This is a genomic window from Paraburkholderia sp. RL17-347-BIC-D (assembly GCF_046027915.1).
In the GTDB taxonomy this organism is placed as follows: domain Bacteria; phylum Pseudomonadota; class Gammaproteobacteria; order Burkholderiales; family Burkholderiaceae; genus Paraburkholderia.
The window spans coordinates 321,842-342,633 of record NZ_JARESS010000002.1; the positions used below are offsets into that span (position 1 = coordinate 321,842).

Below are 20,792 nucleotides of genomic sequence, written 5' to 3' on the forward strand. Positions count from 1 at the left end.
CACCGGTGACGCGCACGCTTCGCCGACTGTCTTTCCAGATTCCGTTTCACGCGCCGCGCGGCCAGTTCGCGCGACGCCGCAACCGTTTGAACAAGAGGTACATGATGCATTCATCCAATCCGCCCAGCGCACGCGTCTCGCAGACCCGTTCGTTTTCGACGGTCTTTCTGATCGAGATGTGGGAGCGTTTCGGCTACTACGGCATGGCCGCGCTGCTCGTGCTGTTCATGATCGACAAGCTGCAATTCACCGACAGCCACGCCACCCTCACGTGGGGCGCATTCACGGCGCTGGTGTATGCGTCGCCGTCGATCGGCGGCTGGATCGGCGATAAGATTCTCGGCGCGCGCCGCACGATGATCTTTGGCGCCGGCGTGCTGTCCGTCGGCTATTTCATGCTGGCGTTGCCCAATGACCAGCTTGCCTATATGTACGCGTCGCTCGGCGTGATCGTGGTCGGCAACGGTCTCTTCAAGGCCAACGCCGCGAATCTCGTGCGCCGCATCTATGAAGGCGACGACGCGCGCATCGATAGCGCGTTCACGATCTACTACATGGCGGTCAACATCGGCTCGACGGTGTCGATGCTCGCCACGCCGTGGATCAAGGACCATTGGGGCTGGCATACGGCCTTCGCCGTCTGCTGCGCGGGGATGCTGCTGTCGGTGCTGAACTACTTCATCATGTTCCGCACGCTCGCGCATATCGGCTCCGCGCCGGACGTTGAACCGGTGCGCTGGAAGCGCGTCGGCGCGGTCGCGCTGGGTGGCCTCGCGCTCGGCGCGGCGACCATGTTCGTGCTGCAGCACAAGGCGATCGCGGTGGCCTGCGTATACACGGCGGGCGTCGCGATTCTGGCGATCTTCGGCTACATGCTGATGAAGTGCGAACGCTCGGAGCGCTCGGGGCTGGTCGCCGCGCTGATCCTGACCGCGCAAGTGATCCTGTTCTTCGTGTTCTACGTGCAGATGTCGACGTCGCTCACGCTGTTCGCGCTGCGCAACGTCGACCCGCGTTTCACGCTGTTCGGCGAAACCTTGTTCACGTGGAGCGCCGCGCAGTTCCAGGCGCTCAACCCGATCTGGATCATGTTGCTGAGCCCGGTGCTCGCGCTGCTTTATACGAAGCTCGCGAAGAGCGGCAAGGACGTGCCGGTGGCGGTGAAGTATGCGTTCGGTTTTGCGGTGGTCGCGGCCGGCTTCTTCGTCTACGCGGCGAGCGGTAAGTACGCGGTGAACGGGCGCGTGTCGTCGTGGTTCATGGTGGGCGGCTACGGTCTGTATTCGCTCGGTGAACTGCTGGTGAGCGGCCTGGGACTCGCCATGATCGCGCGCTACGTACCGGCGCGCATGAGCGGTTTCATGATGGGCGCTTACTTCGTGGCGACCGGCGTGTCGCAATATCTGGGCAGCGTGGTCGCGAATTTCGCGCAGATGCCGGCGGGCGATATGGATCCGCTCGAATCGTTGCCGCTCTATACGAAGCTGTTTACCGGCCTCGGCTGGCTCGCGGCAGTGGGTGCGCTGGTGGCGGTTCTGTTGCTGCCGTTGATGCGCAAGCTTTCGCGCGAGCATCAACGTTGCAGCGATGAGGCGCGTGCGACCGCGCGGCAAACCGCGGCATTGAATGGGGTGGTGGCGGAGTAATCGCGTTCCGGGTGCCAAACGCGGCGCACGTCACGGCGTGCGCTGGCAAAACTTGAATGGCGCGCCTTGCAATGCACGGCGTGCCATTTTGTATCTGGAGGCGCCGCGCACGCGCTTGAATGGCCATCGGATAGCACGGGCAGAGGTAAGCTAACGGTTGCCATTGGTCTTTTCAAATAACCGTTTCCCGGATACTCAAGGTAGCCACCCGGATGGAAATCCATATCGCGGTCGAAGGGCATCACGATCTGTCCGGACAGATCTATCGGCAGTTGCGCGCCGGCATTCTCGAAGGGCGTCTCGCGGGCGGCACGCGCCTGCCGTCCACGCGCGATCTCGCCACGCAACTGGGCGTGTCGCGCAAGACCACGCTCGACGTGTTCGAGCGGCTGCTCTCCGAGGGTTATCTGAGCGCGCGTGGCGGCTCGGGCACCTTCGTCGCCGATGGTCTGGAGCGTCTGCCGGTGGAGCGCTCCGCGCATGCGCGGGCGGCGGAGTCGTCGCGCGAGCGGGCCAAGGTGAAGGCGGCGGCGCGCGCCCAGCCGCTGTGGGAGGAGATGCCCGAGAGCTTGCCGTTGCCGCGGCCTTCGGTGGCGTCGCCGCAGGACTTCGTCGGCGGCGCGACCGACAAGACGCTGTTTCCCTTCGACGTCTGGCGCCGCTGCGTGAATCAAGCGTTGCGTGCGCAAGCGCGCGGGCCCGGCATCTATCGCGACACGGCCGGCGAGCAGGAACTGCGCCTCGCGATCTCGCGCTACCTGGCCTTCAACCGCGCCGTCGCCAGCAACTGGGAAGACGTGATCGTCACGCAAGGCGCGCAGCACGCGCTCGATCTGCTGGCGCGCATCACTTTGCGTGCCGGCGAAGTCGCGGCGATCGAGGACCCTGGATATACGCCGGCGCATGCATGCCTGAAGGCCACCGGCGCGCGTGTGGTGCCCGTGCCGGTGGATGCCGAAGGCCTGATCGTCAGCAAGCTGCCGGACAAGGCGCGGCTCGTCTACGTGACGCCTTCGCATCAGTTTCCGCTCGGCATGCCGATGAGCCTCGAGCGCCGCGTCGAGTTGCTCGAATGGGCACAGAAACGCGGCGCGGTGATCATCGAAGACGACTACGACTGCGAGTACCGTTTCGAAGGCCGGCCGATGGAGCCGCTGAAAAGCCTCGACCGCGCCGGACTCGTCGCCTACGTCGGCACGTTTTCGAAGACGATCTTTCCTGAGCTGCGAGTCGGCTATGTGGTGCCGCCGGCCTCGCTCTATGGTCCGCTCATCAAGGCGCGTCAGATCGGCGACTGGCACGGCTGCACGCTCACGCAAACCGCGCTCGCGTCCTTCATGCTCAACGGCGATTTCGCCAAGCATCTGCGGCGCATGCACAAGACTTACGCGGCGCGCCGCGAGATGCTGCTCGACCATCTGCGCGGCGGCCTCGCGCCCTGGTTCGAACCGATCGTGCCGACGGCCGGCATCCACATGGCGGCGCGTTTGAAAGCGCCGCTGACGGAAGAAGCGGTGGTGAACGCGGCGCGTGAAGCATCGATCGGCCTGTATGGACTCGCGCCGTTTCATCTACGCGCGAAGGCGCAGCCGGGCCTGATGTTCGGCTACGGCAATATCGCGGTCGAGCACATCGACGCCGCGCTCACGAAGCTCGCCGGCATCCTGCCGCGGCTCGCGCGGTAAGCACGTGATCCTCGTGTGCGGATTACTTATGGCTATCTAATGCCATACAAATCAGTGTCATAAACCCACCGTACTCTTGCGCCTCTGTAATTGTTTGTAATGCAAAGCCGGCCCGATGGTCCGGCATGACAACACAACAAAACCGGAGGGCGGTAAAGATGCGAGTGACCTTGATGGCAGGAAAGCGGCTGCGCGCGCGTGGCGCGATCGGCGCCTTGGGAACCGTGGGTGCGCTGAGCGCGATCGGTATAACAGCATGCAGCAGCAGTGTCGACACGCCTGCGCCGCAAGTGGCGAACGGCACGACCGCGACGCTCGCCTTGCTGGAGACCACCGACATCCACACCAATCTGCTCAGCTACGACTACTACAAGCTGGCGGAAGACAAGTCGCTCGGCCTCGAGCGCACGGCGACGCTGATCGCGGCGGCGCGCAAGGAATTCCCCAACACCCTGTTGCTCGACGACGGCGACACGATCCAGGGCACCGCGCTCGCCGACTATCAGGCGCAGGTCGCGCCGGTCGATTGCAAGACCACGCTCGGCGTCTACAAAGTCATGAATCTGCTGAAGTACGACGCGGGCACGATCGGCAATCACGAGTTCAACTACGGCCTGCCGTTTCTCGCGCAAGTGACCGGCAGCGCGTTCGACGTGCCGAACATGAGCCCGGTCGCGTCGCAGCCGGCCTGCGCGGGGCCGAACTTTCCGCTGGTGCTCTCCAACGTGCTCGGCGCGAAATCGCAGCAGCCGATCTTCAAGCCGTACACGATCCTCGAACGCACGATCACGGCCACGACGCCCGACGGCAAGACCGTCAGCGCGCCGGTGAAGATCGGCGTGATCGGCTTTACGCCGCCCGCAATCATGGCGTGGGACAAGCGCTGGCTCGACGGCAACGTCTACACGCAAGGGCTCGTGGAAAGCGCCTCGAAGTACGTGCCGGAAATGAAGGCGAAGGGCGCGCAGATCATCGTGGCGATGTCGCATGGCGGGCTCGATAACTCGACCTATTCGCCGTCGATGGAAAACGGCAGCTACTATCTCTCGAAAGTGGCCGGCATCGATGCGATGCTGATCGGCCACTCGCACCAGGTTTTCCCCGATAAAAACAGCACCGTCACGCAATTCAACCTGCCGGGTGTCGACAAGGTAAAGGGCACCGTCAACGGCGTGCCGACCGTGATGGCGAATTTCTGGGGCAAGCATCTCGGCGTGATCAAGCTCGCGCTGAACTACACGAACGGCACGTGGACGGTGGACCGCAACGCGAGCACCGCGCAAGCCCGCTCGATCCAGAACGCGGATAACAGCTACGTGGCCGTCGACCCGGCAGTCTCGCAGGCGATCGCCGCCGAACATGCGGCGACCATCAACTACGTGAAAACGCCGATCGGCACGACCGATTTCCGCATGACCACCTACTTTGCCGATGTGGGCGACGTGTCGGCCATCGAGATCGTCAACCAGGCGCAAGCGGCCTACACGCAGGACTACATCAACGCGAATCTGCCGCAATATGCGGGCATTCCGGTGCTGTCGGTGAGCGCGCCGTTCAAGAGCGGCTTTGGCGGCGGTAACGATTTCACCGACGTCGCGCAAGGCAACGTGGCGATCAACAACGCCGCCGACCTGTACCTGTACCCGAACACGATCTACGCGGTGAAGGTGACGGGCGCCGATCTGAAGGCGTGGCTCGAAACCGCGGCGAAGCGCTTCAACACGATCGATCCGGCCAACACGGCGGCGCAGGCACTCGTCAGCACGTATCCCGGCTATAACTTCGACATGATCACGTCGAAGGACTTCAGCTACGAAATCGACGTGACGCAGGCGGTCGGCAGCCGCATTCGCAACCTGAAATATCAGGGCGTGGCGATCTCGGATACGCAGTCGTTCATCGTCGCGACCAACAACTATCGCGCGAGCGGCGGCGGAAATTTCCCAGGGCTCGACGGTAGCAAGACGATTTACGCGTCGCCGGATGCGAGCCGCGACGTGCTGATCGCCTACATCAAGAAAGCGCAGACCATCAAGGCGGCGAGCAACGGCAGCGATCGTAGCTGGCGCTTCACGAAGGTGGCGACAGCCGGTCCGGTAACCTTCCTGTCGGCGCCGAACCTCACAGCGCTCGCGCAGGCCAACGGCATCAGCAACGTCGCCCAGATCCAGTCCGATGACGGTACCGGCAAGGGTCTCGCGGTCTACTCCGTGAACCTCAACCAATGAACGCGCGCGTCTCTTTGACGCTGGCGTCGGCCGTGGCCATCTGCGCGGGGACGCTCGCCACGGTGGCGGCCACGCGCGTGTCCAACGTGCAGATCGACGACTGGCAGATGCAGGGCACGGCGACGCATGCGGCCTGGCCGCTCTGGCAGTTGCGGCTGACCTCGGCGTTCGGCAACGCGACCGCGCGTGAAGCGCTCGCGGACGTGCTGGTGAGTTCGCTACAGATCGACGAGCAACGCGAAGGCGTCGAGCTTTACCGGCAACTCGCACTCGACGGCGCGCCGCGCGCGCAAGCCACGCTCGGGCGTCTGCTGTTGCGCGGCCTGCCCGGCGTCGTGCCGGACTACGTGGAAAGCCGCCGTTGGCTGACGCTGGCGGCATCGCATGATTCCCGCGATGCCCAGGCGGCCTACGATCTCGCGACGCTCTATCGCAACGGATACGGCGTGGCGCGTGATGCAGGCCTGGCGATTCGCTGGCTCGAACAGGCGGCGCAAGCGGGGCTGCCGCTCGCGCAGTTCCAGCTTGCCAACGAGTATCGCTTCGGCGCGACGCTGCCGCACAACGACGCGTTGGCGCTGCAATGGCTCACGCGCGCGGCCAATGCGGAGTTACCCGAAGCCAACCTCGCGCTGGCGATGGCGTATCGCAACGGCGAGCTCGGCTTGCTGCGCGACGAAAACGAGTATTGGGCTCACGTGAAGGAGAGCGAACACGATCTCAAACACGTCAGCCGGCAGTAAAAAAGTGTTTTGACTGCCGCCCGCGATTTCTATCGCAGGGCGAGATTGGCCGCCCCCTGCAGCGCTTTTCGCTGCAGGGGGCGTGTTTTTTCCGCCGCATGGAAGCCGACGACGAGCGGTCCACCGGTCATCGTCCACGCAGAAAGTGCCGTTATTCATGCATCGAAATGGCTTGTAACGTACGTTACGTGTTGGTGTTGCCAGGCCCCTCGACGCACGTTTACCCGCTAAAACAAGCATCAAAATGTGTTGCGCAGTCTGCGCCGCGCAACAAACCTTCGCTGTTATACATAAAAGAGTCGCGCAAATCGTATTAGCGCTTGTAGAATCCGGCGTTGAAGCGTGCACATACCGTGTGCGCTTCGTGCAATTCACTGACCACAACAGGTAGGAGAAACATGCCGACTTCCGCAAAAAAGGTGGCCAAGAAGGCTGCTGCCCCGGTACCGACCAAGAAGGTTGCTGCAAAGAAAGTTCCTGCGAAGAAGGCCGTCGCAGCTAAGAAGGTCGCCGTGAAGGCGTCCAGCGCTCCGTCGCCGATCAAGGACACCTTCACGAAGGCCTCGCTGGCTGCACACGTCGCTGAACGCGCTGCTGTGGAACCGAAGACCGCCAAGGCTGTTCTGGCCGCGCTCGAAGACACGATCCTCGGCGCCGTGCACAAGAAGGGCGCTGGCGAATTCACGCTGTCGGGTCTTCTGAAGATCGTCGTGCAAGCTGTGCCGGCGAAGAAGAAGCGCTTCGGCAAAGACCCATTCTCGGGCGAAGAGCGTTGGTTCCCGGCCAAGCCGGCTAGCGTGCGCATCAAGGCACGTCCGCTGAAGAAGCTGAAAGACGCAGCTGCAGGCTGATCGCGTTTCACGCGTTGCCGTTGTTTAACAATGGTTGACGCTTGAGACGCTTCGAAGGAAGTCCCCTTGGGGACGATCCGCAGTGCACGTTGTCCGAATCCCCGCGGGTGCAAATCCACGGGGATTTTTTATGCGCGCTCAGTGCGTATTGCGATTTGATTGGACGACTCAGGGATTTCCCGGCGGCGCAGCGCGGTGCCGCAAATGCACCGTACTAGCGCATCATGGGCCGCCGCAGTACGATGGCATCGAAGCCATGCCGGCCGGGATGCGCTATTCGCGTGCATGCAACCTGTTTAGTACGCGAAAAGCTCAATGGCATAGCGCTTGCTTGATCGATTGTCGAACACCGAATGCGCAGCGCATTCGCCTTCTATCCGACAACAAGAGCGGGGCGTGACATGCGATGCTATGACGAGATGCGTCATCATGACGATGCCGTGCGGCCACACTACGCGCGCTTTGAGCGGTGGCTGGTGAAGCAGGGCAACGAGGCGATCGCACGCAAGCGTGCGGAAGCCGACCTGCTGTTTCGCCGGGTCGGCATCACCTTCGCGGTGAACGGCGACCTGTCGGGCACCGAGCGGCTGATCCCATTCGACCTGATTCCGCGCATCATTCCGCGCGGTGAATGGCAGACGCTGGAGGCTGGTTTGCGCCAGCGCGTGCAAGCGCTCAATCTGTTCATCCACGACGTCTATCACGATCGCAATATCGTGCGCGCCGGAATCGTGCCGGCCGAGCAAGTCTATACCAACGCGCAATACCGGCCTGAAATGCAGGGCGTGAATGTGCCGCTCGGTGTTTACGCGCATATCGCCGGCGTCGACGTGGTGCGCGCGGGCGACGAAGGCGAGTTCTACGTGCTCGAAGACAACCTGCGGGTGCCGTCGGGCGTCTCCTATATGCTCGAAAACCGCAAGATGATGATGCGGCTTTTCCCCGAACTGTTCGTGCAGAACCGCATTGCGCCGGTCGCGCATTATCCCGATCTATTGCTCGATACGCTGCGCTCGGTCGCGCCGGAAGGCGTCGACGATCCGGTCGTGGTGGTGCTCACGCCGGGCATGTACAACTCCGCGTATTTCGAGCACACCTTCCTCGCGCAGCAGATGGGCGTGGAACTGGTGGAAGGCAAGGATCTATTTGTCGACGACAACTATGTGTTCATGCGCACCACGCAGGGGCCGAAGCGCGTCGACGTGATCTACCGCCGCGTCGACGACGATTTTCTCGATCCGCTCGCGTTCCGTAACGACTCGGCGCTCGGCGTGCCGGGTCTCCTGACCGCGTATCGCGCCGGCCGCGTGGCGCTCGCGAATGCGATGGGCACCGGCATCGCCGACGACAAATCGATCTACCCGTACGTGCCGGAAATGATCGAGTTTTACCTCGGCGAGAAGCCGATCCTCAATAACGTGCCCACGTTCCAGTGCCGCAAGCCGGACGATCTGGCGTACACGCTCGCGCATTTGCCGGAGCTGGTCGTGAAGGAAGTGCACGGCGCGGGCGGCTACGGCATGCTCGTCGGACCGGCTTCGACGAAAGCCGAAATCGAAGCATTCCGTGAGCGCTTGATCGCGCGTCCGGCGGGGTACATCGCACAGCCCACGCTGGCGCTTTCCGCGTGTCCGACCTTCGTCGAAGCCGGCATCGCGCCGCGCCATATCGACTTGCGTCCGTTCGTGCTGTCCGGCAAGACCGTCACGATGGTCGCCGGCGGACTGACGCGCGTGGCCCTGCAGGAGGGATCGCTGGTCGTCAATTCGTCGCAGGGAGGCGGGACCAAAGATACGTGGATGGTCGACTGACGCGGTTGCCGATGCGGTTGCCCAGGCTTCACGCAACCGCGCCTGCAACCCAACGCGCCGGGGCAGCACGCGATACGCGACTCGCACGCCACCGGCGCACACGGATAACCAGCGCGAGCCTTTTACTTCGACGAGGCCTCGCGTCATCAGATACGGAACGCCGTCATGCTAAGCCGAACCGCCGATCACCTTTTCTGGATGGCCCGCTACATGGAGCGCGCGGAGAACACCGCCCGCATGCTCGATATCAACCTGAAGGCGCTGCTGTTGCCGCAGACGCCCGACCAGGAGGCGCGCGCGCAACGCTCGGTGCTGCGCATCTCCGAACTCGAAACCGCGTTCGCGCAGCGCTACGACGAACCGACCCGCGAACACGTGCTCGATTTCATGGTGGCCGATGCGACCAATCCGTCGAGTATTCATTCGTGTCTGCAGGCCGCGCGCGAAAATGCCCGCGCCGTGCGCGGCACGCTGACGACCGAGTGGTGGGAAACCATCAACGATACGTGGCTCGAATTCAATGAGCGCGCTTCGTCCGGCCAGGCCGCGAGCAATCCGGGCGCGTTGTTCGAATGGGTCAAGTTCCGCTCGCATCTGTCGCGCGGCGTGACGATCGGCACCGCGCTGCAGGACGACGCGTTCTTCTTCACACAGTTGGGCACCTTCCTCGAACGCGCCGACAACACCGCGCGGATTCTCGACGTGCGCTTTGCCGACGTCGAACCGAATTCACGCGACGCCGCGCGCCAGCTCGAAGACTTTTATTACTGGACCTCGATTCTGAGTTCGGTGTCGGCGCTGGAGATCTATCGCAAGGTGTATCGCGACGTCGTCACGCCGGCGCGCGTGGTCGAACTGATGATCCTGAATCAGCAGATGCCGCGTTCGCTGCTGGCGTCGCTCGAAGGCGTCTGTGTGAATCTGGCGATGCTGCGCACATCCGGCTCCAACCAGTGCGAACGGTTCGCCGGCAAGCTGCGCGCCGAACTCGTGTACTCCGACATCCGGCAGATTTTCGAAGCCGGCCTGCACGCCTATCTGACACAGTTCCTCGCTCGCGTGTTCGAGCTGGGCAATCTGGTTGCGCGTACCTATCTGATGTTGCCAGTCGCCTGACGGAGTTCTTTTATGTACCTGACGATCCGCCACGACACGTCCTATCGCTACGAAGCGACTGTCCATTATTCGATCCAGCAACTGCGTCTGACGCCGGCGAGCGGCGCCTCGCAGGTCGTGCGGCGCTGGAGCATCGACGCGCCGGGCAAGCTCGACGCGACCTTCGACGCCTACGGCAACGTGCTGCACACGCTGGTCATCAACAAGCCGCATAGCGAGATTCGCCTGCACGTGGCCGGCGAAGTGGACACGATTCCGCTGATCGACGGTCATTTGCCCGACGCCGTCGGCCCGATTCCGCTCGAGCATTTCACCTGCTCCACGCGGCTGACCGAGGCCGATGGCGCGGTCCGTGAACTGGCCGAATCGGTGCCGAACCTGACGAGCTCGGCGAATCTGATCGCGCTGTCCGAGCAGATCCTGCAGCGCGTGAAGTACAACCCGGGCATTACCGAAGTCACCAGCACGGCCGCTCAGGCGCTCGCGCTCGGCAACGGCGTGTGCCAGGACCACGCGCATCTAATGCTCGCGTGCTGCCGCGCGCGCGGCATCCCGGCGCGCTACGTGAGCGGCTATATCGAACCCGGCGAGGTGACGCACGGCGCGAGCCATGCGTGGGTGGACGTGTGGCTCGAAGGCAAGGGCTGGATTTCCATCGACGTCACGCATGCCGCGTTTGCCAGCGAAATCTACTGCCGCCTCGCCGTCGCGCGAGACTATGAAGCGGCTGCTCCGGTGCGCGGCCGGCGTATCGGCGGGCTGGAAGAACAGCTCAAAGTGTCCGTTACGGTCAGCTCGCAGCTGTCACAATAGACGCAGAAGGAGGGCGGTCCGCGGAGCGGGCCCTGGAGGCGCGAGCGCGCGCCAGCCCTCATATCTATTCAGCTCAGGCCCGCAAAGGCCGATAAACAGGAACAAAGCACGATAGAGGCGCATGCGCGCCGCATTACAATAGCGGCGTTCAGTTGTTTTTTGCGGGTACCTTTCCTTATGACTTACTGTGTAGCGATGTCCGTCGACGACGGTCTCGTGTTCCTCTCGGACACGCGCACCAATGCGGGCGTCGATCACATCAGCACCGCGCGCAAGATGTCGGTGTTCGAGCTGCCGGGCGAGCGCATGCTCACGCTGCTGGGCGCGGGCAATCTGTCGCTCACCCAGGCGGTGCTGCACGAGTTGTCCGAGCCCACGGATCCTTCCCAGCCCACGCTCTGGAGCGCGCCTACCATGGCCGACGCGGCCCGCGTGATCGGCCGCGCGGTGCGCTGCGTGCATCAGCGCGAGGCGGAGGCGCTGCAGGAATTCGGCGTCGACTTCAATTGCAGCTTCATTCTCGGCGGGCAGATCGCGGGCAACCGGCCGCGCCTGTTCATGATCTACGCGGCGGGCAATTTCATCGAGGCGTCGGCGGTGAATCCGTATTTCCAGATCGGCGAGGCCAAGTACGGCAAGCCGATCATCGACCGCGTGCTGACGCCGTCCACGCCGCTCGACGAAGCCGCCAAGTGCGCGCTGATCTCCATGGACTCGACGCTGCGCTCGAACCTGTCGGTCGGCTTGCCGCTCGATCTACTGGTTTATCAGAAGGGCACGCTGCGCGTCACGCGCTTCGTCTCGATCGATCACGACAATACGTACTTCGAGATGATTCACCGCACCTGGGGCGAGCGGCTGCGCCAGGTGTTCGGCGAGATCCCCGATCCGGACTGGCAGGAATCGCCGAATGTGCCGCTGTTACAGCGGGAGCGGGCGCTGGTGCTGCATCGCGCGCCGGTGGGCGCTGACGGCATCGAGCATGAACTCGATGCGAAGCCCGCGCAGACGTTGGCGCAGGCGGAGCGGGGCAAGGCGCAGCGAAAGTAGGCTGAGCGGCGTATACGCCGCTTGCTTCAGCGCTCCGGCGCTTCCGAGCGCGCGAGGCATCACACCAAAGGTCGTCAGCAGCCTGAATCAGGCTTGCTGACGGCCTTTTTCGTTTGTGTCGTCCCGAAGGAGCAAAGAACTCAGGACGAAAAAAAACCAGCCATGGGCTTCTCGCCCGTGGCTGGTCTTTTACTGCGTGTTGCTTCAGCAGTCCGTCAAAGTTCGATTAGAACTTGTGGCGGATGCCCAGGCTGACCATCTCTTGCGAGCTGGAAGCCGAGTTGTAGCTATACGAACCGATTGCTGCGCCTGCATCGACCAGCGTGCCGGCCGACGTGCGTTGCTGGCCGCTTGCGTGCTGATATGCGCCAACCAGGTAGATGTCCGTGCGCTTCGACAGGTTGTAGTCGCCGCCCAGGGAAACCTGGTGATACGTTGCGCTCGAATCGCCGCTAGCCTTGGTGTAGATGTAGCCCACGCCAACCAGCATTGCCGGCGTTGCCTGGTAACCCAGGTATGCGCCGCCGATGTTGTACTTCTCGGTCGAACCGAAGCCCGAATTCGCATCCGGCTTGTACTGTGCGTTGCTGTAGCGCAGGTTAGCCGTGAACGGGCCTGCGACGTATTGCAGAGCGACCGAAGCGATGCCGATCGACTTGGCCGCGGCGTATGCGCCGTTGACCTGGTTGTCGAACGTGCCGTCCGACGTGCTGCCGTTCCAGCCCACCGAGCCTGCCGCCGTGCGGCTAGCCAGCGTGTTGCCGTTGTCTGCGCGGAAGTAACCGGCAGCGACGCTGAACGGACCCGTTGCGTACGTTGCAGCACCCGACCACGTTTGGCCCGAACCCGTTGCGCCAGCCACGCCGCCCAGAGCGTACATGCCTTCGAACTGGAAGCCGCCCCACACCGGCGAGGTGTACTTGATGGCGTTGTTCGTGCGCGAGGAGTTGTCGTTGTTGTCGACGTCGCCCGGCGTGGTGAAGGTGGAACCGAAGTAGTTGTCAGCCGTCAGCGGCTGGACCAGATCGACCAGCGGGTCGTACTGACGACCCAGCGTGACCGTACCCCATTGATCGCCCGTCAGGCCCACGAACGCTTGACGACCGAACATCCGGCCGCCTTGACCCAGCTTGCCGCTGTTCACGTCAAAGCCGTTTTCCAACTGGAAGATTGCCTTCAGGCCACCGCCCAGGTCTTCCGTGCCCTTCAAGCCGAAACGGTCACCTTGAAGGTTGCCGGCGAACATGGCTACCAGGTTCTTGTTCTGGCCAGCGGAATCCACCGTGTTGTGAACGTACTGGATCGATTCGTCGATCAAGCCGTACAGAGTTACGCTGCTTTGAGCATGTGCCACGCCAGTGACGCCGAGCAGCGCCAGCGAGAGGGTAGACAGTGCGATTCGTTTCATCCATTTCTCCACGCAGATGATTAGTTTCTTTGTTGCGGAAAGGAGAATAGCTCAGAGGGTCAATTGGCAAGAACTGGAAAAAAAAGAGTGTCTCCAAAAACTGACAAACCACGCAAAGCCTTGTATTTAAAGCGCGTTAACGATTATTTCTGTTTCCGCAACATTTATTCATTGACTCAGCATTATTGTTGTTTTGTTGACAGTGACTGCTCCAATACGTGTATTTTCGACACTGATTTGAATGGAGTTTGTAATGAAGTCGTCTAAGTTTCCTGCCCGTTTTGTAGCGTTTCCATAAAAATCGAGACAGATTCGCTTGACGACGCGGCTAGACAGGGTTTCGGCGCTGTGAGCAGGTGCTACCGTCCGGGCCGACGGGTGCAGCCCTGGTAACTGGCCTGGTTGCAACTTACGGTTTAGTGGTTGCTGTCGTCGGTATTGCGGCGCGCGACCATCACCGCGGCGAGCCCAGCGGTCGCCGCGAATAGCACCGACGTCCACGGATGGCGCCTCACGTAGCGATCAGCCGCAACGGCTTTGCGGCTCGCCTCAATGAGCGTGACGGCCGCGATGCGCGTCGCTTGCGCTTCGGCCAGCACGACCGTACGGCCGACCTTGAGCGCCGTCGCTCGCGCCGACGGCCTGTTTCTGGATTGCACCCGGAAAGTCCCCACCGGCGCTGCGCCGCTGAGTGCGCCCGCCTTTGCGTTGCGCATCGCGGGGGCGAGCGCGGCGTCGCCCAAGGCGGTGCGTCCGTCCGGTTCCGCGTCGGCGTGCGGCACGGCATCCGCCGCCATCGTCGATGCCGCCAGCACCGAGGCGAGCTTGGCGCGGCTGCCGGGCGGCGTGTCGTCCTGCATGCCCCAGCCACCGCGCGGATCGTGCATGCGCCCGCGCGCCGCCGAAAATTCCGCGCCGAGCAGCAGCACGGCGGCGGAGAAGTACAGCCACATCAGCAGCACGGCGAGCGAGCCGGCTGCGCCGAACGAGGTGGCCATGCCGGCGTGCGCGAGATACAGCGCGAACAGCTTCTTGCCCGCCGAAAACAGCACGGCCGCGACTATCCCGCCGACGAGCGCATCCCGCCAGCGCACGCGGGCATCCGGCAGAAACTTGAGCAAGCCGGCGAAGGCGAACGCCAGCACGAGCAGACCGACGCCGAGTTGCATAAGATTGCCGATCACGACATACGGCGAGTCGCCCCACAGCCATTTGCCGATGAAGATAATGACCGTATCGAGCACCAGCGAAACAATCAGCAGGAACGCGACGCCCAGCACCAGCCCGAACGAGATCAGGCGCACGCGCACCAGCGCGATCACGCTCGACGAGCGCGGCCCCGTGTACGGCCACACTATATTGAGTGCGCTGTTGAGCGACGAGAAGGTGGCCGAAGCGCCGATCACCAGTGTCGCGAGCGAAATGATCGCTGCTACGCCGCCGGCGCTGCCGCTGTGATGGGCGTTCTCGACAATGGTTTGCACGCCCGCGGCGGCCTGATCGCCGAGCAAGCCGTGAATGTGGTCGAACAACTCGCCGCGCGCGGCTTCGGCGCCGAAGAACCAGCCGGCCACGGCGATCACCATGACCAGCGTGGGCGCGAGCGAGAACGCGGCATAGAAGGCGATGCTGGCGGCCATCGCAGCGCAGCGGTCTTCGGAGAACTGTTTGAAGGCGCCGATGGCCCAGTTGGCCTGCTTGCGGGCCACCAGCTGCAGGTTCTCGGCAGAAAGCGTATCGATGTCCATGGTCGTGTTTCCCAATGGGTGCTGGCGCCGCGCGGGCAAGACGAGGTGGCGGGTGCGGACCGGAGGCTGACTGTTCAAGGAGCTTAGCCACGGTCTTCGCGTCAAAGCCTTTCGCAAACCTTGTGCCTGTCACTATAACAAGCGTGACCGGCGCGCGCCGCCTGCGTGCCGGGCGGCACACCTCGGGCGAGGAGTGCCGTTAGAATGCCGAGGGATCCTCCTACACTTTTGCTCACTATGCACTCGCACGAACTCGTACAGCGGCTGGACGTCATTGCAGCGGAACAACTGGGCGCGCATTTGCCTGCGCATGTGGTCGAGCAATTGCCGGCGCATGGCGTGACGGTTTTCTCCGTCACCGACGACGCGTCGGATACCGCCGCATTCAGCGCGCGCTACGGCTTCGGTCTGGAAGACTGCGCGAACACGATCGTGATCCGCTACAAGAAAGAGGGCGCCGAGCATTACGCGGCGGTGGTCTCGCTGGGTTCGCTGCGGCTCGACATCAACGGCGCGGTGAAAGCGGCGCTGGGCGCGCAGCGGCTTTCGTTCGCCAAGCGGGAAGCGGCGGTGGAGCACAGCGGCATGGAGTTCGGCGGCATCACGGCTTTCGGCTTGCCGGACGACTGGCGCATTCTCGTCGATGCCGCCGTTATGGAGCGGACCCAGATCGTCATGGGCGCGGGCGTGCGAGCCGCCAAGTTGTTGCTGGCGCCCGACGTGTTGCGTCAATGGCCGCGCTGCGAAGTTGCGTCGCTGACGCTGCCGGCGGAGTGAGGCTCGGCTCGATCCGCAAGCACGACATCAAATTAAGCGAAGGGCGCCGCCGCGCGCGTGTCTCTTAGTAAACAGAGCCAGCCGGGTTCGCGCTCCGGCCGGAGCCTGCCACACCCACGTCCTGGCCCGGCGTCCGAAGCCGACCGGCAAAGCCTGAAGTTTTCCCCCGCTCCGCCGTTAATCCAAAGAGTGACATGAACCGCCGCGGCGTCCGCCGCGAGGCGGCGCGTCGACGACAAGTACAAGGGATACGGAGATGGAACGGTTTCGCCTGAAGGTGCGGCTTTGGCTTGCACTAGCAGTCATGTGCATGGGAATTCTGGCAATCGGCCTGTGGGGCGCTTTCAAAACACGCGACACGATGATCGCCGACCGCCAGGCCGAACTGAAGAGCGTGGTCAGCGTGGCGTACAGCGTGCTCGATCGCTATAACGGCCTGGTCGCCGCGGGCACCGTGCCGCTCGCCGACGCGCAGCGCACGGCGATGGCCGATCTGCGCGCCATGCGCTACGACGGTGCAGGCGGCTACCTCGTGATCGAGGACGCGCATGCCCGCGTGCTGATGCACGGCGTGCGCGCCGACCTCGAAGGCAAGGACATGAGCGGCTTCACCGACCCGCAAGGCCGCCACGTATTCAAGGACGGCTCCGATCTCGCCCAGCGAGAAGGCGAAGGCTTCATCCACTTGCAGTTCCTGAAGCCGGGCTCCAACGAAATGGCGCCGAAGATCAACTACGTGCGGCTGTACAAGCCGTGGGACTGGACGATCGTCACCGGCGTATTCACCGACGATATCGACGCCGCGTTCTACACGACACTCATCCAGTATGTGGGCGCCGCGTTGCTGCTGTGCCTGGTGGTGTCGCTCGTGATCGGCGTGATTCTGCGCAGCATTTTGCGGCAACTCGGCGGCGAACCGGCGTACGCGGCGCAGATCGCCGCGCGTATCGCCGACGGCGACCTCGACGTGACGGTGGAGACGAAAGCCGGCGACGAAACCAGCCTGCTGGCCGCGATGCAGCGCATGCAGCAGCGCCTCGCGCAGGCGATCGCGCAGATTCGCGGCGGCGCGACGCTGATCTCGACGGTGTCCAACGAAATCGCCGCGGGCAATGCAGACCTGTCGCGCCGTACCGAGCAGCAGGCCACCGCGCTCGGCGAAACCGCGTCGAGCATGGAGCAGATCACCGCGACCGTGAAGCAGAACGCCGACAACGCGAAGCAGGCGAGCCAGTTGGCGCATAACGCATCGGAGACGGCGGCGCGCGGCGGCGAAGTGGTCGGCCAGGTGGTCGAGACGATGCGCGGCATTTCGCAGTCGTCGCATCGGATCGGCGACATCATTGGTGTGATCGAGGGGATCGCGTTTCAGACCAATATTCTTGCTTTGAACGCGGCGGTCGAAGCGGCGCGCGCCGGCGAGGAAGGACGCGGCTTCGCCGTAGTGGCGGGCGAAGTGCGCAGCCTCGCGCAGCGCAGCGCGGCGGCCGCGAAGGAGATCAAGACGCTGATCGAAGAGTCCGCGGCACAGATCGAAGGCGGCTCGCAGTACGTGAGCCGCGCCGGCGAAACCATGCAGGAAGTCGTGCAGGCGGTGCGTCGCGTGACGGACATCATGGGCGAGATCAGCGCGGCTTCGGTGGAGCAAAGCTCGGGCATCGAGCAGGTCAACATCGCGGTGGCGAGCATGGATCAGACGACCCAGCAGAACGCAGCGTTGGTGGAAGAAGCGAGCGCGTCAGCGGATGTGCTGAAAGCGCAGACCGGGCAGCTTAGCGCGGCGATTGCCGTGTTCACACTGCCGGAAGGCCGCTGACCGGCCGCTCACGCCTGGGCGAAGTGGTTTTCGAGAATATCCGCCACGCGCCAGAGCGAACAGGGGCGCCGGCAATGGCCGTCGAAGCCGGCGTCTTTCAGCAGGCCGATCGGGTCGAGCGGCCAGACGTTGCTCATGGCCAGCATCAGGACGTCGGCATTGGATCGTTCCGCGCGCGCCGTGCGCGTGAATTCATAGCTGGAAACGGAGTCGAGCCGCGTGTCGAGTAAAACCGCGTGCGGCTTCCACCACTTCAGAAAGCTTTGCATCTTGATCAGATCTGCGGCGTAGATCGCGTCGTAGCCCTTCAGCGAAAGCAGCAGCACCAGCGATTCGCCGATCGCCTTGTCACGATGTCCTATTAGAACGCGGCGCGATTGCCTGGCATCCGCTGCGCTTCTGCGTTTCCAGATCGCAAACTCGGTTTCATCGTCGAGCGATACGCGTCTTGTCACGGTGGCCTCCGAAGACTGCACGCGGAACGTCTACTGTAGTACGAAAAACCAACAGTCTCGGGAAATATTACCTTCGATCAGTGTTTGCACCAGGTGCAAATTGGCGTTGGAAATTCGTCAGGTTGCGCGCGCAACTTTCAGGTGTCCGTGCTGCCATTCGTCATGCAAATGCAATTCCGGCGCGGCTCAGCAGACGCTGGTTGCGCTCGGACAAGTTCTTCATACGTAGTTCCTTGCCGGCTTTTCGATAACGTTCGACCAAGCCTTGCAATGCCGCAAGCGCGGAATGATCGGCCAACAGCAGATCGCGGCAGTCGACCGTGACGCGCTCGGGATCTTTTACCGGGTCGAAAAGCTCGTGAAAACGCGTGGTCGATGCGAAGAACAGCGTGCCGCGCGGCGCGTAGATTTTGTCGCCGGCGCGATCTTCGACATGCGCGTGAATTTCACGAGCGTGCTGCCACGCGAAATTGAGCGCGGCGATCACGATGCCGCACAGCACGGCGATCGCCAGATCGGAGAACACGGTGATGATGGTGACCGCCACGATCACCAGCGCGTCGTTGCGCGGCACCTTGCCCAGCACCCGCAGCGAGCCCCATGCGAAAGTTTGCTGCGCGACCACGAACATCACGCCGACCAGTGCCGCCAGCGGAATGCGCTCGATCAGCGGGGACAGGAACAGGATGTACATCAGGATCATCACGCCGCTGACGACACCAGACAGGCGCGAACGGCCGCCTGAATTCAGATTGATCATGGTCTGGCCGATCATGGCGCAGCCGCCCATGCCGCCGAACAAACCCGAGGCGATATTCGCCGCGCCGAGCGCAAGGCATTCGCGGTTCGGCTGGCCGCGCGTTTCGGTGATCTCGTCAGTCAGATTGAAGGTGAGCAGCGTTTCCAGCAGACCGACGATCGCCATCAGCACCGCGTAGGGCAGCACCACATGCAGCGTGTCCAGATTCAGCGGGACGCTCGGCATATGCAGACTCGGCAGGCCGCCCGCAATGTGCGCCATGTCGCCTAGCGTGCGCGTCGGCACATGCAGCAACTGCGTGAAGAGACCCACGCCGACAATCGCCACCAGCGCGGGCGGCGCTGCGCGCGTGAGCCGCGGCAGCAGATAGACGATCGCCATGGTCAGCGCCACGAGTCCGCACATCATCAGCAGCGCGCTGCCGTGCAGCCATTGTTCGCCTTGCGGCGTGGTCTGTCTGAAGTGCGCGAGCTGCGCCGTCGCAATGATGATCGCCAGCCCGTTGACGAAGCCGAGCATCACCGGATGCGGGACCATGCGGATCAGTTTGCCGAGTCGCAGCGCGCCGAATAGCACCATCAGCATGCCGCTGAGGATCACTGTTGCGAGCAGATATTGCGCACCGTGTTGCACGACGAGCGCCACGATGACCACCGCCATCGAACCGGCGGCCCCGGAAATCATGCCGGGCCGTCCGCCGAACAACGCCGTGATGGCGCAGATGAAGAAAGCGCCGTACAGGCCCATCAACGGATTGAGGTGGGCAACCAGCGCGAAGGCGATGCATTCCGGCACCAGCGCGAACGACGAGGTCAGTCCTGCGAGGACATTGCTTTTGATGCCGGGCAGCGTGGCGAGCCAGCCGTGAGTGGGACGAGCGGTGTTCATCTTCTGCGAGGTGGGAAGTCCGGGCAAACGGCGCGTATGCATGCGAGACGCGCGTATGCGGACAGATGAGTGTCCCGGCCTGGGGCGCAGCGGTGGCCGGGCAAGATTGCAAAAAGCGTGGATTTTACAGCACTGCGGTCAGGGTGACCGGGAGGCGGGCAACGCAGTGGCAGCTTCCGCGCCGGGCCATGCTAGGCGGAGGTGCCACGCAACCGACGAGGCGGCTGCGTGGCAATGCGCGTGTGCGTTCAGACTCAAATACTCAAATCATCAGACGCGAGACCTTGGTGCCCTCGAGCGATATGCCGGCCATCAGGCCGCCGTTCGTCAGCACAAAGGCTTCGACCGGACTCGTGGCGGTCGACGTGTCGACCGCGCCGTTCGCGCCGATCTTCAGCAAGGCGACGGTGGCATCCGCGCCGGCAGCCCAGCCTTGGCTGCTGGTGAATTTGTCGAGTGCATCTTGCGTCATGAACAGGAATATGAGGGCCTTCGACTGCGCGCCGATCTGCAAACCGAACGAGCCCGCGACGGTGCTGTAGTAACCGGTCGTGCGGCCGGCCACGCGCAGCGCGCCTTCGCCGTACTGGCCGCCGACCCAGAAGCCCGCCGAGATGACGTTCGGGAACACCAGAATGCCGCGTGCTTTGGCCACCAGTTCACGCGAGCCGGCGACGTTCTCGTAGAGACGCGACAGCGTGGAATCGACTCCCGCGTTGATGCTGTCACGCTTGCCGGCGTTGGCCGAAGGCGATGCGCTCGAGGACGGCGACGTCGTCGTGCAGCCCGCGAGGCCGAAGCCTGCGGTGGCGAGCGCGGCGCTGGTGGTCATGATGAATTGTCGTCTGCGCATGATTGTTTTCCTTTTGCGTTATTGACGTTATGAAGTGGCGTTTTTCGTTTCCATGGAAGCGGTAGGGCCGTGACGCCGGCACGCCCGTACGTCGATTGCTAACCAGCACTTTGCGTGCCCGGCCCCGCCGCGCGCGTGTTCACG

Annotated in this window: 16 protein-coding genes; 11 read left to right on the plus strand and 5 right to left on the minus strand. The window is 63.3% G+C overall.

Annotated elements, in window-relative coordinates; all coding sequences use genetic code 11:
• Positions 1 to 104: 104 nt before the first annotated feature.
• From P0D96_RS04835 to P0D96_RS04875, 9 genes are all read left to right on the plus strand, one after another.
• The gene (locus P0D96_RS04835) at positions 105 to 1,646 is read left to right on the plus strand and encodes a peptide MFS transporter (RefSeq protein WP_408312329.1); all 1,542 of its coding nucleotides are present in this window, start codon (positions 105 to 107) and stop codon (positions 1,644 to 1,646) included.
• A 212-nt stretch (positions 1,647 to 1,858) separates the two neighbouring features.
• Positions 1,859 to 3,331 carry a MocR-like pyridoxine biosynthesis transcription factor PdxR gene (gene pdxR / locus P0D96_RS04840; RefSeq protein WP_408175034.1) on the plus strand — a complete coding sequence of 491 codons (1,473 nt, stop codon included), beginning with the start codon at positions 1,859 to 1,861 and terminating at the stop codon, positions 3,329 to 3,331.
• Positions 3,332 to 3,489: 158 nt separating this feature from the next.
• The gene (locus P0D96_RS04845) at positions 3,490 to 5,559 is read left to right on the plus strand and encodes a bifunctional 2',3'-cyclic-nucleotide 2'-phosphodiesterase/3'-nucleotidase (protein ID WP_408312116.1); all 2,070 of its coding nucleotides are present in this window, start codon (positions 3,490 to 3,492) and stop codon (positions 5,557 to 5,559) included.
• Positions 5,556 to 6,302, plus strand: a complete 747-nt coding sequence (locus P0D96_RS04850) for a tetratricopeptide repeat protein (protein WP_408175032.1) — start codon at positions 5,556 to 5,558, stop codon at positions 6,300 to 6,302. The genes P0D96_RS04845 and P0D96_RS04850 overlap by 4 nt, the downstream gene beginning before the upstream one ends.
• 398 nt (positions 6,303 to 6,700) lie before the next feature.
• The gene (locus tag P0D96_RS04855; RefSeq protein ID WP_007177969.1) at positions 6,701 to 7,153 is read left to right on the plus strand and encodes an HU family DNA-binding protein; all 453 of its coding nucleotides are present in this window, start codon (positions 6,701 to 6,703) and stop codon (positions 7,151 to 7,153) included.
• 401 nt (positions 7,154 to 7,554) lie between these two features.
• The gene (locus tag P0D96_RS04860) at positions 7,555 to 8,964 is read left to right on the plus strand and encodes a circularly permuted type 2 ATP-grasp protein (protein ID WP_132377847.1); all 1,410 of its coding nucleotides are present in this window, start codon (positions 7,555 to 7,557) and stop codon (positions 8,962 to 8,964) included.
• 165 nt (positions 8,965 to 9,129) lie between these two features.
• A complete protein-coding gene (locus P0D96_RS04865; protein ID WP_132377845.1) occupies positions 9,130 to 10,080 on the plus strand; it encodes an alpha-E domain-containing protein in 951 nt (316 codons plus the stop codon).
• 12 nt (positions 10,081 to 10,092) lie between these two features.
• Positions 10,093 to 10,893, plus strand: a complete 801-nt coding sequence (locus P0D96_RS04870; protein ID WP_132377843.1) for a transglutaminase family protein — start codon at positions 10,093 to 10,095, stop codon at positions 10,891 to 10,893.
• A 177-nt stretch (positions 10,894 to 11,070) separates the two neighbouring features.
• A complete protein-coding gene (locus P0D96_RS04875) occupies positions 11,071 to 11,943 on the plus strand; it encodes a proteasome-type protease (RefSeq protein ID WP_408312120.1) in 873 nt (290 codons plus the stop codon).
• Between the two features lie 226 nt (positions 11,944 to 12,169).
• Here P0D96_RS04875 and P0D96_RS04880 read toward each other — a convergent pair whose 3' ends face one another.
• A complete protein-coding gene (locus P0D96_RS04880) occupies positions 12,170 to 13,351 on the minus strand; it encodes a porin (RefSeq protein ID WP_132377839.1) in 1,182 nt (393 codons plus the stop codon).
• Positions 13,352 to 13,767: 416 nt separating this feature from the next.
• On the minus strand, positions 13,768 to 15,099 hold the full coding sequence (locus P0D96_RS04885) for a YhjD/YihY/BrkB family envelope integrity protein (protein WP_408175028.1): 1,332 nt from the start codon (positions 15,097 to 15,099) through the stop codon (positions 13,768 to 13,770).
• A gap of 237 nt (positions 15,100 to 15,336) precedes the next feature.
• Here P0D96_RS04885 and P0D96_RS04890 point away from each other — a divergent pair, with 237 nt between their 5' ends.
• A complete protein-coding gene (locus P0D96_RS04890) occupies positions 15,337 to 15,876 on the plus strand; it encodes a YbaK/EbsC family protein (protein ID WP_408175370.1) in 540 nt (179 codons plus the stop codon).
• 256 nt (positions 15,877 to 16,132) lie between these two features.
• On the plus strand, positions 16,133 to 17,692 hold the full coding sequence (locus tag P0D96_RS04895) for a methyl-accepting chemotaxis protein (RefSeq protein WP_408312123.1): 1,560 nt from the start codon (positions 16,133 to 16,135) through the stop codon (positions 17,690 to 17,692).
• Positions 17,693 to 17,700: 8 nt separating this feature from the next.
• Here the strand turns inward: P0D96_RS04895 and P0D96_RS04900 are convergent, their stop codons facing one another.
• The 3 genes from P0D96_RS04900 to P0D96_RS04910 all read right to left on the minus strand — a co-directional run bounded on the left by P0D96_RS04900 (position 17,701) and on the right by P0D96_RS04910 (position 20,648).
• Complete coding sequence (locus P0D96_RS04900; RefSeq protein ID WP_408175027.1) at positions 17,701 to 18,147, minus strand: response regulator; 447 nt, start codon at positions 18,145 to 18,147, stop codon at positions 17,701 to 17,703.
• 160 nt (positions 18,148 to 18,307) lie between these two features.
• Positions 18,308 to 19,795, minus strand: a complete 1,488-nt coding sequence (locus P0D96_RS04905; RefSeq protein ID WP_408312333.1) for a SulP family inorganic anion transporter — start codon at positions 19,793 to 19,795, stop codon at positions 18,308 to 18,310.
• Between the two features lie 262 nt (positions 19,796 to 20,057).
• The gene (locus P0D96_RS04910; RefSeq protein ID WP_132377831.1) at positions 20,058 to 20,648 is read right to left on the minus strand and encodes a BPSL1445 family SYLF domain-containing lipoprotein; all 591 of its coding nucleotides are present in this window, start codon (positions 20,646 to 20,648) and stop codon (positions 20,058 to 20,060) included.
• Positions 20,649 to 20,792: the final 144 nt, after the last annotated feature.